17 protein-coding genes are annotated in these 14,323 nt (G+C 55.2%); 5 read left to right on the top strand and 12 right to left on the bottom strand.

Annotated features, from left to right (window positions below; genetic code table 11):
* Nucleotides 1-2 precede the first annotated feature (2 nt).
* From Q0775_RS05310 to Q0775_RS05340, 7 genes are read right to left on the bottom strand one after another with little or no spacing between them, the layout of a single operon-like run.
* Entirely contained in the window at nucleotides 3-872 is an 870-nt protein-coding gene (locus Q0775_RS05310) for a lysophospholipid acyltransferase family protein (RefSeq protein WP_298859951.1), read from the bottom strand.
* A 60-nt stretch (nucleotides 873-932) separates the two neighbouring features.
* Nucleotides 933-1,202 carry an HPr family phosphocarrier protein gene (locus Q0775_RS05315; RefSeq protein WP_298858315.1) on the bottom strand — a complete coding sequence of 90 codons (270 nt, stop codon included), beginning with the start codon at nucleotides 1,200-1,202 and terminating at the stop codon, nucleotides 933-935.
* Nucleotides 1,203-1,214: 12 nt separating this feature from the next.
* Nucleotides 1,215-1,607, bottom strand: coding sequence for a PTS fructose transporter subunit IIA (locus Q0775_RS05320; protein ID WP_298858316.1), 393 nt, complete (start codon nucleotides 1,605-1,607; stop codon nucleotides 1,215-1,217).
* On the bottom strand, nucleotides 1,604-2,500 hold the full coding sequence (gene rapZ, locus Q0775_RS05325) for an RNase adapter RapZ (protein WP_298858317.1): 897 nt from the start codon (nucleotides 2,498-2,500) through the stop codon (nucleotides 1,604-1,606). The genes Q0775_RS05320 and rapZ overlap by 4 nt, the downstream gene beginning before the upstream one ends.
* Complete coding sequence (locus tag Q0775_RS05330; RefSeq protein ID WP_298858319.1) at nucleotides 2,497-2,928, bottom strand: HPr kinase/phosphorylase; 432 nt, start codon at nucleotides 2,926-2,928, stop codon at nucleotides 2,497-2,499. Before Q0775_RS05330 ends, rapZ begins: the two co-directional genes overlap by 4 nt.
* Before the next feature lie 3 nt (nucleotides 2,929-2,931).
* Nucleotides 2,932-4,650: a sensor histidine kinase gene (locus Q0775_RS05335; protein ID WP_298858320.1), complete on the bottom strand. Its 1,719-nt coding sequence runs from the start codon at nucleotides 4,648-4,650 to the stop codon at nucleotides 2,932-2,934.
* Nucleotides 4,651-4,659: 9 nt separating this feature from the next.
* Nucleotides 4,660-5,361, bottom strand: a complete 702-nt coding sequence (locus Q0775_RS05340; protein ID WP_298858321.1) for a response regulator transcription factor — start codon at nucleotides 5,359-5,361, stop codon at nucleotides 4,660-4,662.
* Nucleotides 5,362-5,762: 401 nt separating this feature from the next.
* On the opposite strand from Q0775_RS05340, the gene Q0775_RS05345 reads away from it, so the two are divergent.
* A complete protein-coding gene (locus tag Q0775_RS05345) occupies nucleotides 5,763-7,361 on the top strand; it encodes a phosphoenolpyruvate carboxykinase (protein WP_298858322.1) in 1,599 nt (532 codons plus the stop codon).
* Between the two features lie 80 nt (nucleotides 7,362-7,441).
* On the opposite strand, the gene Q0775_RS05350 is transcribed toward Q0775_RS05345, so the two are convergent.
* Together Q0775_RS05350 and Q0775_RS05355 are read right to left on the bottom strand one after the other, a co-directional pair.
* Nucleotides 7,442-8,158, bottom strand: coding sequence for a hypothetical protein (locus tag Q0775_RS05350; RefSeq protein WP_298858323.1), 717 nt, complete (start codon nucleotides 8,156-8,158; stop codon nucleotides 7,442-7,444).
* An 87-nt stretch (nucleotides 8,159-8,245) separates the two neighbouring features.
* Entirely contained in the window at nucleotides 8,246-9,169 is a 924-nt protein-coding gene (locus Q0775_RS05355) for a LysR family transcriptional regulator (protein ID WP_298858324.1), read from the bottom strand.
* 143 nt (nucleotides 9,170-9,312) lie between these two features.
* Here Q0775_RS05355 and Q0775_RS05360 point away from each other — a divergent pair, with 143 nt between their 5' ends.
* On the top strand, nucleotides 9,313-9,675 hold the full coding sequence (locus tag Q0775_RS05360; protein WP_298858325.1) for a helix-turn-helix transcriptional regulator: 363 nt from the start codon (nucleotides 9,313-9,315) through the stop codon (nucleotides 9,673-9,675).
* Between the two features lie 2 nt (nucleotides 9,676-9,677).
* Here Q0775_RS05360 and Q0775_RS05365 read toward each other — a convergent pair whose 3' ends face one another.
* Nucleotides 9,678-10,445, bottom strand: coding sequence for a sulfite exporter TauE/SafE family protein (locus tag Q0775_RS05365; RefSeq protein WP_298858326.1), 768 nt, complete (start codon nucleotides 10,443-10,445; stop codon nucleotides 9,678-9,680).
* A gap of 145 nt (nucleotides 10,446-10,590) precedes the next feature.
* Between Q0775_RS05365 and Q0775_RS05370 the strand changes: the two genes are divergently transcribed.
* From Q0775_RS05370 to Q0775_RS05380, 3 genes are read left to right on the top strand one after another with little or no spacing between them, the layout of a single operon-like run.
* Nucleotides 10,591-12,276: an acyl-CoA dehydrogenase family protein gene (locus Q0775_RS05370; protein ID WP_298858327.1), complete on the top strand. Its 1,686-nt coding sequence runs from the start codon at nucleotides 10,591-10,593 to the stop codon at nucleotides 12,274-12,276.
* A 42-nt stretch (nucleotides 12,277-12,318) separates the two neighbouring features.
* Nucleotides 12,319-12,876 carry a TetR/AcrR family transcriptional regulator gene (locus Q0775_RS05375; RefSeq protein WP_298858328.1) on the top strand — a complete coding sequence of 186 codons (558 nt, stop codon included), beginning with the start codon at nucleotides 12,319-12,321 and terminating at the stop codon, nucleotides 12,874-12,876.
* Nucleotides 12,873-13,268: an META domain-containing protein gene (locus tag Q0775_RS05380; RefSeq protein WP_298858329.1), complete on the top strand. Its 396-nt coding sequence runs from the start codon at nucleotides 12,873-12,875 to the stop codon at nucleotides 13,266-13,268. Before Q0775_RS05375 ends, Q0775_RS05380 begins: the two co-directional genes overlap by 4 nt.
* Here the strand turns inward: Q0775_RS05380 and recO are convergent.
* Both recO and Q0775_RS05390 read right to left on the bottom strand, forming a co-directional pair.
* Nucleotides 13,252-13,977 carry a DNA repair protein RecO gene (gene recO, locus Q0775_RS05385; RefSeq protein WP_298858330.1) on the bottom strand — a complete coding sequence of 242 codons (726 nt, stop codon included), beginning with the start codon at nucleotides 13,975-13,977 and terminating at the stop codon, nucleotides 13,252-13,254. The two genes, Q0775_RS05380 and recO, sit on opposite strands and share 17 nt — an antisense overlap.
* Nucleotides 13,977-14,306 (bottom strand): DUF1491 family protein, encoded by a 330-nt coding sequence (locus Q0775_RS05390; protein WP_298858331.1) that lies wholly within the window; start codon nucleotides 14,304-14,306, stop codon nucleotides 13,977-13,979. The genes recO and Q0775_RS05390 overlap by 1 nt, the downstream gene beginning before the upstream one ends.
* Nucleotides 14,307-14,323 lie beyond the last annotated feature (17 nt).

Consider the following 14,323-nt stretch of genomic DNA (forward strand, 5'->3'; position numbering starts at 1 on the left):
GCCTAGTCGCCCAACGCAAGCGTCTGCTCCCGCAGCCACTCCATAAATCTGCGCGGGTCGTCTGCGCGGGCATCAATCTCAGACTGCGCAATAGGCTCGCCCACAATGGGTGCTTGCGGCTTGTTACAGCTGTGCACAATCTCATGCAGCAGCAAACCCTGCCGCAGCATCGGCGACAGCTTATTTGCAATCTGATAGGCGCGGCTGTTTTGTCCCGGGAATTTCATCGGCACCACACGCGCACCAGAGCGGCGGATCATCTTGGCGGTAAATACGTTCCATTCCGCCTCAATCGCAGGGCCCCACCATGTCTCAGATGCAGCAACCACACCAGACGGGAACAGCGCAACAACGCCACCCTCCTTTAGATGCTTCATCGCATCTGCCCGCATCTGCACGCCTTTGCGCTGTGCGTCAGGGTCATGCGGAAACGGCACAGGGATCATATAACTGCCCGCAACTTCATCAATCGAGGTGAGCAGCGAGCGTGTGAGAATGCGATAATCAGGGCGCACACGACCGATAAGGTCCGCAAAAATCATGCCGTCAACCATTCCATGCGGATGGTTCGCGACCACAATCACAGGCCCCTCTTTGGGGATAAGGTCAAGTTGGGCTTGCGGTGTTCTGAGCTCGATACCCATCGTATCCAAAGCAGCACGCCAAAATTGCTGGCCGCTCGGTGCGCCTCGCTTCTCGAACTTTCGGATCATCTGCAAAATGCGCAACTTTCCAGTGAACAGCTCCATCACCGAAATCATCCGCGATTTCCATGGATCATCAAACGTCGACGCATATGACAGGCTGCGCCTGTCGTATTTTGCAAAATTCACCTGCCCGCGCTCTACTTCGGCGGTATCGTGAGCACCAATAGATTGGGTTTTCTCTGCCACGTGGACAACCTCACTGAAACTTCTTAGCTGCGGAGTAAGCTACATACCCTCGCCAAATTTATCGGCGACCAAGGCGGTCAGAGCACTGGCAAGTGCATCCGCGTCAGGGCCGGACGTTTCAACGTCAATAAAGCTTCCCTTAGCTGCTGCCAACATCAAAAGCCCCATGATGCTGTCTCCCGAGGCATTCATACCGTCTTTGCTTACTTCGGCACTGGCATCGAACCCCTCGACAACTTCGACCAGCTTGGCAGAGGCGCGTGCATGCAGGCCCTTCTCGTTCACGATCTCAAGAGTAATATTGGTCATGGGTTGGCCTTGTTATTCAGTGCTGATGTTTTGGGCATCAATGTATTTCTTACCAGCCTCAAGGGCGGCGCGAACTGCATCAGGGACGGACTTGTGACGGCTTTTGGCCAATTTGATCAACATTGGAAGGTTTGCCCCATAGACGATGCGCCTGCCTGCAGGCTGACATGCCATCATGCTCAAATTGGAAGGCGACCCTCCAAAAAGGTCCGTCACGACGATAACACCCTGCCCCGTATCTACCGCATCAGCAGCTTGGCAGATTTCGGCCTGCTTGGCTTTCCGATCATGATCAGGACGAATTTCAATAGCCATTACACCACTTTGCGATCCGACAACATGCTCGATCGCAGCGAGGTATTCGCCCGCCAATCCACCATGTGCTACGATCACAATACCAATCACTTATTCTGCGTCCCTATGGGTTGCCGCGCGTTGAGCTCTCTGTGCCTAATTGACACTTGCCAGCCCTTTTCCGCAAGCTGCAAAGCATGACTTTCTGCCAGTGTAACTGAGCGGTGTTGCCCCCCCGTACACCCGAACGCGATGGAAAAGTGGCTCTTGCCTTCTTCCCGACAGGCAGGAAGGATCAACTCACTTAACCCTAAAACCCTCTGGGCAAATTCCCCATATCGTGGATCGGTGGCAACATATGCAGCAACTCGGGGATCCGTACCATTCAGTTCCTTCAACGGCGGTTCCCAATAAGGATTTTTAAGGAAGCGGCAGTCATAAACCATATCTACTGACCGTGGCAAACCGCGTTTATAAGAGAACGATTGCACAGTTACAGCCAAGTGACGTTTACCTCCGGGAGCGAACCAGTGCTCTACCTCGGCGCGTAATTCATGCACATTAAGATCACTTGTATCGATCAGAACATCCGCGCGTGCCCGCAGGGGGGCAAGCAGGTCTTGCTCAGCTTGAATACCTTCTGCAGGACGATCTTCGGGCGCCATGGGGTGGCGGCGGCGCGTCTCCGAGAAACGGCGCAGCAGGACATCGGTACTGCAATCAACAAAAAGAAGTTCCGCCACGACACCAGGCCGAGTGGCCAAGCGCCCCAACAGATCGATCACGGTATTGGTCGAGAAATCGCGATTGCGGGCATCAATACCAAGCGCCAGCGGCCGCGTTTGCTCGGGCTCCTCAAAAAGCAACGGCAACAGGCGCATAGGCAAATTGTCGATGACTTCAAAACCCGCGTCCTCCATCACATTCAACGCAGAAGAACGTCCTGCCCCCGAAGGACCAGTAACAAAAACGATACGACGAAGCGGCAGGGCAGGAGTGCTCATGAAGTCTCTTTTCGGATAGCCGCAACATAAGCATGAACTGCTGCAGGAAAATAGGGTGCGTCAACTTTGTGCAGACAGGGTAGCACTAAGTCCAGCACCGTAATGCTATGACGCTGTGGCAACCGCTCAATCTCAAGCATCGCCATATTAACTACGACAGCAACTTTTATACGATGCAGATGACCTACTGATAAAATGCCAACGCCCCGCGCTTCGATCATTCCCGCAATCGTCTTCGGCGGCGCAGCGATCAGCGAATTGCCGTCACGGTGCAAAATCGTTCGATCATCTGCAACCAAAATCCCACCAAACGCCAAAAGCTGAAGCGCCAGCGCAGATTTCCCACTCCCCGAAGGGCCCGTGATCAAGATGCCAGCATCACCCACGGCCACACAGGTCGCATGCAAGGTCACGTTGCCATCACTCATGATTTAGATCGGGAGACCCACTACAAAACGTGCACCTAGGGGGTCAGAGGTGATATCTGCTTCGGTTGGGCGAATGTTCTCGGCCCAGATAACGCCACCGTGCGCCTCTACAATCTGCTTGGAGATAGCAAGACCGAGGCCGGAATTGTTGCCAAAGTGCTCGTCAGGGCGTTGAGAATAGAACCGTTTGAAAATCTTTGACAGTGCCTGATCAGGAATACCGGGGCCAGTATCCTCTATAACAATCAGTACACGGTTTTCACGCTTGCGTGCCCAAACGCGGATTGCGTCTCCGTCTTCACAAAACGAAATTGCGTTGGTGATCAGGTTCACAAATACCTGCGCCAGACGCGCTTCGAGACCCTGGACCGTAATCGGCCCTTCAGGCAGGTCCACGATAAAGTCGATGCCCTTGCTCTTGGCATCCTCGCCCAAGTACTGCCCCAGATTGCCGAGCATGTTCATCAGGTTGAACGGCTCTTCCTCTTCCTTCACCAGCTCACTATCGAGCCTTGAGGCGTTGGAAATATCACTGACCAGACGGTCCAGACGGCGCACGTCATGGTCGATCACATCCAGAAGTTTGTCGCGCTGATCCTCTCGCTTGATCATCCGCAGGGTGCCTACAGCAGAGCGCAGCGATGCAAGCGGGTTCTTGATTTCATGGGCCACATCCGCAGCAAACTGCTCGTTCCCTTCGATCCGGTTATAAAGCGCAGATACCATACCCCGCAGCGCACCAGACAATCGCCCGATCTCGTCAGGGCGGGCGGTCAAATCAGGAATACGAATGCGACCCGGATTCATTTTACGCGCATCCTTGTCTCGGCCCAGCTCGGCCGCGGCGGCCAGATCGGCCAGCGGATTGGCGATGGTAGAGGCCAAAACAAGGCTGAGACCGATAGAAACAAGCGTCGCAATGATAAACATCTGCAACACACGCTCACGCTCACCGCGCACAAGGCGGTCTATCTCGCCGCTGGCACTCGCAATCGCAACAACGCCCACGGCGGTTCCCCCTTGCTCAATCGGGGTCGCAACGGCCAATAGGGTCGAACCCTTTTCGTCGCGGTCTTCCTTGATCTGCGCACCATTTCTCAGGGTATCGGCGATGACCGGCTTCAGCCGATCTTCCATCGACATCATCTCGCTGTTTGGCTGAAAGGGCGAAGACACCGCAGTCCAGAGCCAGTTCAGCCCATCCGTAAGGATTGTCTTATGTTCTGTTCCATCTGCGCGGCCTGCAACCATGGCATCACGGTTACCTTCAAACTGCGAGATCAGAATGCCGTCGGTGTCAAAAACAAACACCTGAATGCCACTCCGCAGGTCCAAACCTGACAAAGTTTTTTGGACATCGACGCCTTCGCCCACCGACAGATCAACAATTTGACCATCGGGCAATTGCGCCTCGACTACGTCCGCGATCAGTTCTGCCTCCGAGACGAGCGATGCCGCACGCTGTACGGCAAGGCTCTCACGCGACGAGTTTAGATAGAGGATACCAGCGACCAGCACATTCAAAGCAATAAGGTTGAACGTGATGATTTTGCGCGTAAGCGGCGACGCACGCAACGAGAACAGGCCACGCCGCTCACGGCGCGCCCTGATTTCATTGGGTGCAGCACTGTCCGGTGTGACCCAATCGTCACCCAGAACAACATCACCATCGCTTTTTGCGGGGGTCAGGTCGCGCACAAAGTTCCTCTCAACAATCGCCATTCTGACAGATTACTCTTCGTTATACCTGTAACCGATACCGTAGAGTGTCTCAATCGCGGAGAATTCATCGTCCGCTGTGCGCATTTTTTTGCGCAGACGCTTGATGTGGCTGTCGATGGTGCGATCGTCGACGTATACCTGATCGTCATAGGCAACATCCATCAGCTGATCGCGGGATTTCACGAACCCGGGGCGCTGTGCGAGGGCTTGCAGCAACAAGAACTCGGTTACTGTCAGGGAAACGTCATTGCCTTTCCAGCTCACGGCGTGGCGCAGCGGATCCATCCGCAAATCACCGCGCTCGATTACTTTGGTTTCTTCGGTATCGCCCACTTCGTCTGTGGCGACTGCATCCTGACGGCGCAGCAATGCGCGGATACGCTCGACCAGAAGCCGTTGGGAAAACGGCTTTTTCACGTAGTCGTCGGCGCCCATTCGCAGGCCCAGCACTTCGTCGATCTCGTCGTCCTTGGACGTAAGAAAGATCACGGGCATCGCCGTTTTCTGGCGCAGACGCTGGAGTAGGTCCATCCCGTCCATACGCGGCATCTTGATATCAAGAACCGCCATGTCCGGCATCCGCTTGTTAAAAGCGTCCAGTGCGGCCTGACCGTCGTTATATGTTTCCACCTCGAAACCCTCGGCTTCAAGAGTCATAGAGACGGACGTCAGGATATTCCTGTCGTCGTCCACCAATGCAATTTTTGACACTGCCTGTTTCCTTATGCTGCTCAATGTATTTTTATTTTTTCTAACACTGATCACTCCTTTTGCTGTCGAATCAATACCTAAGTGCGAATCAGACGATCCTGTGGCCTTATTTCAGCCAAAATTTGTTTCGGAATGGCTAAATTGCCTCACATTTGGCGATATGACCCAATTTTTACGGCTATTCATGTCCGCTCCAAAGGCTCTCAAAAAGGACGGTGGAGTGCCTTTCAAGCGACGGATGGCCCAATTCACAATGTGGTGGCGCTAACTATGCAAACGCGCCTGTTCAATTAGCAAATCATCATGCTATGAGGCCATCATTCCACTTATGCCCGCGCGCTTTTGGTACCGGGCATCCCCCAATACGCTGTGCCATATGCGCAGTTCCAAAGGAGAAATACATGCAAACTGGACGGGTGAACCCGAACTTCAGCCTCGACGATCAAGGGATCAAAGGGCTCGGCAATGTATATTATAACCTCATGGAGCCCGCGTTGATCGAGACCGCGCTCAAACGCGGCGAAGGATCGCTCGGTAAAGGTGGCGCGTTCCTGTGCACCACCGGCAAGTTCACCGGCCGCTCACCGAAAGACAAGCATGTCGTGATGAGCGAAAGCGTAAAGGACACCATTTGGTGGGAAAACAACGCCGAGATGTCCGAAGCGGGCTTTGACGTGCTCTACACCGATATGCTGGCCCACATGGAGGGAGGGGATTACTTCGTTCAGGACCTTGTAGGTGGTGCGGATCCCAAGCATGCAATCAATGTCCGCTTCGTGACCGAGCTTGCGTGGCACAATCTTTTCATCCGCCACATGATGCGCCGTCCTGATCGTGACCAGCTGGACGACTACACGGCGGATTTCACAGTCATCAACTGCCCCAGCTTCTCTGCTGATCCAAAAAAGCATGATTGCCGCTCCGAGACAGTCATCGCGATGAACTTCGACCGCAAGCTGATCCTAATCGGTGGCACGGAATATGCAGGCGAGAACAAGAAGTCTGTCTTCTCGCTGCTGAACTACCTGCTCCCCGACAGCGGCGTGATGCCGATGCACTGCTCTGCCAACCATGCGATTGGCAACCCTGTGGATACGGCGATCTTCTTTGGCCTCTCCGGCACGGGCAAGACGACGCTTTCTGCTGATCCCTCCCGCACGCTTATTGGCGATGATGAACATGGTTGGTCCGACACAGGTACGTTCAACTTTGAGGGTGGTTGTTATGCCAAAACGATCAACCTAAGCGCCGAGGCAGAGCCAGAGATTTACGCCACTACCGAGAAATTTGGCACCGTAATCGAGAACATGGTTTACGATGAAGAGACCAAGGACCTCGATTTTGACGACGATAGCCTGACAGCAAACATGCGCTGTGCCTACCCGCTCCACTATATCTCGAACGCGTCCAAAAAGGCCGTGGGCGGACATCCGAAGAACATCATCATGCTTACCTGCGATGCGTTTGGCACCCTGCCCCCCATTGCACGTCTGACGCCTGCACAGGCCATGTATCACTTCCTCTCGGGCTTCACCTCCAAGGTTGCCGGTACAGAGCGTGGCGTGACCGAGCCTGAACCGACATTCTCAACCTGCTTTGGTGCGCCCTTTATGCCGCGCCGTCCCGAAGTTTATGGCAACCTGCTGCGCGAAAAGATCGCCGAGCACGGCGCGACCTGCTGGCTGGTGAACACAGGCTGGACTGGTGGCGCCTATGGCACAGGCTCGCGCATGCCGATCCGCGCCACACGCGCTCTTCTGACCGCAGCGCTCGACGGTTCGCTCACAGCAGGTAAATTCCGCACGGACGAAAACTTCGGCTTCGAGGTACCTGTCTCCGTTGAAGGAGTCGCTGACATCCTTCTCGACCCGCGCCGTACATGGAGCGATGCGGAAGCCTATGATGAGCAAGTCCGCAAACTGGTTGCCATGTTTGCCGAAAACTTTGAGCAATACATGCCGCACATCGACGAAGATGTGAAAGCTGCTGCAATCCGCTAAGTGCGCTGGTATTGAAATAAGAAAGGGCCGCTGCACTCATGTGCAGCGGCCCTCGCTATTGTGTAACTCTTAAAAGCCTTCTACGCGGCAAGCGACCCAAGTTCGGCACTTGGGATATCCATGATATACCGCATGTCCTCCTCGCCCATGTATGCGAAAACGCCCTCCAGCGGTTCTGGATTGTCACGCATATACCAGCGCAGAGCCAGTGGATCGACATGCATATAGCCAAAGCGCAACGAGGCGCCCTTGTAGGCCACAGGTCGTGCGATGAAGCCCACCATGTAATCCCCTGACAAGACGTTCATGGCTGTCAGCATTGCGTACCGCATGAGGTAGCTGATCACCCCTGTACCGCGGAACTGCCCAGGTTCGCCTCCGATCCAGACCTCTCCCGAGTAGACAACCCGTCCCTTCATGCGTTGCACATCAGGACAGGCGCGGAACCGGGAACGCTCAAAATCGATATCAAGTTCTGGCGGTGAAAACCCGTGAAAGTTGTTGCGGAAATACTCACCCGCAGACTGCCCGTTTAAAGGAAGCAGGCGCAGCGCGTGCAGATGCACAATGGTGCCCTCCGCGTCCCTTCCGACAATCCAGCATGCGTTCTCGGGTGTCAGCTCATGCATTTCAGGATTGAATGGGTCGCCAATAGGATGATCAGGACGCGCCTCTCGAATGTATGCTTCGAATTCTCGGAAGTCTGTTCCGATCTCCAAAGTAATGCCAAGTCGATTAAAGATATCCCCCGCTATCGCTTGGAATCGCTCTTCAATTTTCAGTCCATACAACGCCATAAGGCCCCTCCTGCATTCTGCATTCAAGGCCAGTGTAATCATAATATTTTTTTGCTGCAACAAACGTGCAGCCGATACTCTTAAATCCTACATCAGATATCTCTCCGGCATCAGACGCAGCATCTCGTCGGTGACACCTTCTATTTCTATGTCATATGTGCGTCTAACGGTCGAAACCATGGCAAAGCTACCGTCCGCAAACCTCGACCCGAGCAGTAGCCTTTCATAGCAGATCGGCACTGGCTCACCTTTCTCCTCATTGAAAAGCTTTGTGTAACAGTGATCGAGTCGCACAGACTGGGATGTTTCAACATCGACGTAGGCCAAGTTGACCAGATGATCGAATATCGTCCCCCCCGGCAACTGACCAAGTGAACGACCGATAGTAGACTGCGCCATAGTCCAGCCGAACCACGAGCGGAAAGAGCTTTCCTCGCCGACCTCGGTAAAGATCCAGTTCGCCTCAGAGCGGCGGAAAGTCATACATTTTGGCCGTATTGCTTTCATCGCCGGGTGCTCGATATCGCCACGCGCTTCTGCCCACGCGTTCACACATGCAGGCAACATACTACTCGTGGAGGAGAAGGCTTTTCCGATAGGTTGCTGCTGTTGGAAATACATCCAACCTTCGTCCGTCGTTTTGCTGAGATACTGCAATCCATTTAGCTGCGAAGCCGCGCCCACGACCCATCCTTCAGCTTGGGCGAGCAAGTGTTCCGCTTCGGGCAGAATTCTCAATCCAAGCTCGGTGAGCTCATAGCGTCTCTCCGACACACTGAACAAAGGGCCACCCTTGATCTCTTCGAGCGCAGAGACGTGTCGGCGCAGTGTCTGACGCGTACTGCCCAGTTCCTTGACCGCATGGCTCAGGTTTAGTGTTCGCGCCAACGTCACAAAAGATCGCATGATTTCAAAAAGCAGTGCAGGCGGTGACGTTACCGCTGACTGAGATTCTTCTAAAGAGAGGGCAATAGACTGGCTCATGGTTCCAATGGTAAATAAATCATACATTCATGTAATATTTATCATCCACTTACGTAATTAGATCAACCCTTGATTGAAGGTATTTTTACCAAAAAGAAAAGAAACTATCCAATTGATCCAAAGGGTAAATATTCAGAAGCTTCAAGAACACAGCCAAAGGTATTTAGATAGTGACTCATCCTGTTGACGTTCATGTAGGGCGCAAGCTCAAAGAAATTCGGACTATACGACGCTATTCGCAAACTGATGTTGCACAGCGGCTCGGCTTGTCTTTTCAGCAAATTCAAAAGTACGAAATCGGATCAAACCGTATAGCGGCAAGTCGCCTTTTCGAACTGACCCAAATATTTGATGTCTCGCCATCCTATTTCTTTGAAGGTCTGAGCGACGGGGACAATGCCAACAAGGCGCCCCGCGATCCCGCACTAGAGATCATAAATGCCTTGGCAGCCATAAAGGACGACACGGTAAAATCTCGCATTGTGACATTCATTGAAGACATCTCAGGTGTCACAGTCGCTCGCCAAGGCTGATATCAGCCCATCACCGCGCGCCGCATGAGGTTAAGCCCTGCGACCAATAGAACGAAAAGCGTCGCGCGGCGAAAGACGACCTGATCAATCCGGTCCATAACTGACAACCCCATCCGCACCCCCAAATACGCGGGCGGCACCATTGCCACCGAAAACACAATGGTCTCCGCCCGCAGCACACCCGACATCACATGCGCCACCAAAAGCGCCACAGCGCCAAGGCCGTATATCACACCCTGCACCCGCATCTGATCCTGCTTGGGTGTGTTGAGCGCGGTCAGATAAGCCACTGTCGGCGGCCCCCAAATTCCTGAGATGCCGCCCAGCCCCCCTGCAACGGCACCCGCAGCCACTTCAACCGCTCTGCTGCGCTGCGGCAGACTGATCTGATACCCAGCAAGCTGCAGTGACGCAAAGAACGTTACAGGCACACCAATCACTGCCATCATGATCTGATCGGGAAAGACCCGAACAAGCTGCGCCGACGCCAAAAGGGCCAGACATCCGACCCCTAAAAACACCCTGAACGACACTGTTGATTGCACCGCTGCCTGCACCCCTTGACGCAAGGCCTGCTGGACGTTGGTGATCAAAGTTGGCAATATCAGACCCGCAAGTGCGAGTTCGGCGGACATAAACGTTGTCAAACCTGATACAAAGACCAAAGGCATCGCGAATCCCACCACGCCTTTGACAAATCCAGCAAGGACAGCAATCAAAGCGGCGATGATCAATTCGGATGGTGATAAAAGTGGGAAAAGTGCGTCCATGACCCTACATACCAAAGGGGTCAGCGGGTGTCAGGAAAATCAGTGGCGAAATTTTCGTCCAAATTGCCGCAGTAAAACGTATCTTTGTTGCGCTGCACCTGCAAAGTGATTAAGCCGAGCGCTAAGATAAAAAGGATGATGATAGATGGCACATGACGGACAATTGAATATGGAGGCACCTGTCCTCCTTGATGACCTCCTTGCACTGACTGCCGCAGCCGTCGGCCCTGTCGAGGCGATACTCGCCCGCGCGACCGAAACCGTGCGCACAATGGTCACGGACGGAGGCCGCGTCTCCAACGCCCTTGTCGAGCAGAATCAGACAGCCTCCCACGGGCTTGCATGGCTTGCCACTTACGCTCAGTCCCTTCGCCAAATGCAATCTTGGGCTGAGCGGATGAAATCCGAGGGCAAATTCGGCGAGACCGAAGCCCTCATCCACCAGATCGCATTTGGCGAATACCTCTGGCAGATCTACGGTGGCATACAGATGAACCAAGGCGAGATTGTTCGCCTCCAAGATCTAGGTTTGAGTCAGGACGACCAGCGCGGCCTGATGGAGCCTGCAATCCAAACGCTCACCCAAGGCGGTAACACGCAAGCGGCCCGCAGCCGTCTGGTCGAGTTGATGCAAGAGCACTCCGCCAATGTCACCGTCGGCGCCTCCGGTCTCGACGACGAGCTTGAGATGATCCGAGAGCAGTTCCGCCGCTATGCCGTCGAAAAGGTTGAGCCTTTCGCCCACGAATGGCACCTGAAGGATGAATTGATCCCGATGGAGGTCATCAACGAGTTGGCAGAGATGGGTGTATTCGGCCTCACCATCCCAGAGGAATACGGCGGCTTCGGTCTTAGCAAAGCATCCATGTGCGTTGTCTCTGAAGAACTCTCACGCGGCTACATTGGAGTCGGCTCCCTCGCGACTCGCTCCGAGATCGCGGCGGAGCTGATCATCGCAGGCGGCACTGAGGAACAAAAACAGAAATGGCTTCCGCGCCTCTCCTCCGCCGAAACGCTGCCGACGGCCGTCTTCACCGAGCCGAACACAGGCTCCGACCTCGGTAGCTTGCGCACCCGTGCAGTCAAAGACGACAACGGCGACTACAAGGTGACGGGCAACAAGACTTGGATCACGCACGCCTCACGCACGCAGATCATGACCCTGATGGCCCGCACCGATCCTGCGACAGACAATTACAAAGGCCTGTCCATGTTCATCGCCGAAAAGACCCCGGGCGATTGCGCAGACCCCTTCCCCACAGAAGGCATGTCCGGCGGTGAGATTGAAGTCCTCGGCTATCGCGGCATGAAGGAATACGAGATCGCGTTTGATAACTTCCACGTCAAAGGCGAAAACCTCCTTGGCGGCGAAGAGGGCAAAGGCTTCAAACAGCTGATGGAGACCTTTGAGAGCGCGCGCATCCAGACTGCCGCTCGCGCCATTGGCGTCGCCCAGTCGGCCATGGATATTTCCATGCAATACGCCATCGACCGCAAACAGTTCGGAAAATCCCTGATCGAATTCCCCCGCGTCTCCAGCAAGCTGGCGATGATGGCGGTTGAAATTATGGTCGCCCGTCAGCTCACCTACTTCTCGGCGTTTGAGAAGGACGAGGGCCGCCGCTGTGACGTAGAGGCTGGCATGGCGAAACTGCTCGGCGCGCGCGTTGCATGGGCTGCCGCTGACAATGGCTTGCAAATCCACGGCGGCAACGGCTTCGCTCTGGAATATAAAATCTCCCGCGTGCTTTGCGATGCCCGTATCCTCAATATCTTTGAAGGTGCCGCCGAAATTCAGGCCCAAGTCATCGCGCGCCGCCTTTTGGGCTAAGCGTTTGCGCTAAACCTTGCCGATATGCTGAAGGGCGCACTCTTGCAGTGCGCCCTTTTGCCCTCTACCTCCCTAAGGATGAGCAACACACGCCTTTCCCCCGAAAAATGGATCACCGCAGGCTTTGACGCCCTGATTGCCGATGGTCCGATTGCCCTTGCGGCTGAACCAATGGCCCGCAGACTTAAAACGACCAAGGGATCGTTTTATTGGCACTTCAAAGACGTACCTGCCTACCACGCCGCACTTGTGCGTCACTGGCACGCAGCTGCCTTGGCCGATGTAATGTCCCGCCTCGAAATCAAAGATGCTGCCGAGAAACGCCTACGCGCCTTCGGCCGCCATATTCTAAACACGAAATCCGAGGCTGCTCTACGCGTCTGGGCGCAAACCGATACAATCGTCGCCGCCAGTATGGCCGAAGTTGACGCAGAGCGCCTGACCTATCTCCAACACCTGCTCAACCATTTCGGCCTGCGTAATCCCGCCTTCGCCCAAGCGATCCTCGCCACGCTCATCGGACTTCCCGAAATAAAAGCACCCTCGGACCCCGCCGCCGCTTTCGACGCGATGGTGGATACGATTCTGGCGCTCTCATGAAAACGCTCCTGATCCTCACCATATTCGTCACTGCGCTCACAGCCTGCCGCCAAGACGAAACAGTCCGCGCATATGGTGGTGGCGATCGCACATGGGCGCTCAAAATTCTCAACGACGCACCCTTCCCTGCTACCGCGACCCTCACCTTTCCCAAGACCGGCGAGATCGCAGGCCACGGCCCCTGCAACCGCTACTTCGGCGCAATGACGGCCCCCTATCCGTGGTTTGACACAGGCCCTATCGGCAGCACGCGCATGGCCTGCCCCGATCTGGAGGTCGAGACCGTTTTCCTTCAAGCGCTAGAGGCCGCCACGCTGTCCGAAGTCCTCGGCGACGTGATGATTCTGTCTAACACCGAAGGGCTGGAAATGGTCTTCAACGCGACCGATTGAATGCCTCCACAAATCTCGCCCGCGCTTGCGGCAACGGCTTGCCCCCCAGATCAGCAGCCAGATGCTCCGACAAAAAATAGCCGCTGGTCCGAAACGCCTCCGCAATCTCCGCGTCAGGGGCCTCACCCAAACCGCGCAGTACGTCAGGTAACGGCAGCAAACGGTCGGCCCATTCCCCCGCGCCAGCTTGCGATACCGCACGCCCCGACTTGGGGCTCACATAAGCCAACCCTTCCGTCGCCCCCGTCACCGCGCAGGTGCTTAAATCAAGGCCATAGCCCAACTCCTCGAGCAAGCTTACCTCCCAACGCAAATAGGCCAGCGGCCAAACTTCCCCCTGACCAAGCAAGTCCAACAAAGCTTCCGTCCGCTGATACAGCGGCAGATGCACCTCGCGCTCAGGGAGGCAAAAGCTGACAAGCGCCGTCACCGCGTTCAATCCCGCCAACGCAAGGCGATCCCCCATCGCAACTGCTGCACGGCTGCGCACAGGCTCCACCGTGAACGCCCCGATATGATCCTCCAACCGCGCCCGCCACGTCAGGTCCAACTGCGCACCTGGTTGCAATATGGGCGCGATCTTGCGGCTGGTTCCGCCGCGCACAACTCCCGCGTGCCGGCCTTGGCTCGGCGTAAACACTTCGATAATTGCCGAAGTTTCTCCATGGCGGCGCGAGCTGAGCAATATTCCCTGATCGCGCCATTCCATTATGCCAGACCCTCCTGATCCAGCAGATGGCGCCCCGCACGGTCCTCGACCTCAATCACCCACAGGTCGGGATCAAATCCACGCTGCTTTGCCACCGCATCATCCACATCACGCTCTGCCCCCTTAGACAGCTCTACCCAAACCCGATCCCCGCTCATCAAATCAAACGATCGTTGAAACAGAACCGCATTGCCGTCCAAGGTCGCCAGCTTCACCAAAACAGCTCCGCCCGTGTCATCCCCGTGCGCAACGACAAACGCAGGAATGTCAAACATCCGCAGCCGTGCGAGATATGCATCAACCCAAAATCGCGCCGTTAGTCGGGGCACAAATCTGCCCTCTTCAT

It is taken from the genome of uncultured Sulfitobacter sp. (assembly GCF_947499945.1).
GTDB lineage: Bacteria > Pseudomonadota > Alphaproteobacteria > Rhodobacterales > Rhodobacteraceae > Sulfitobacter.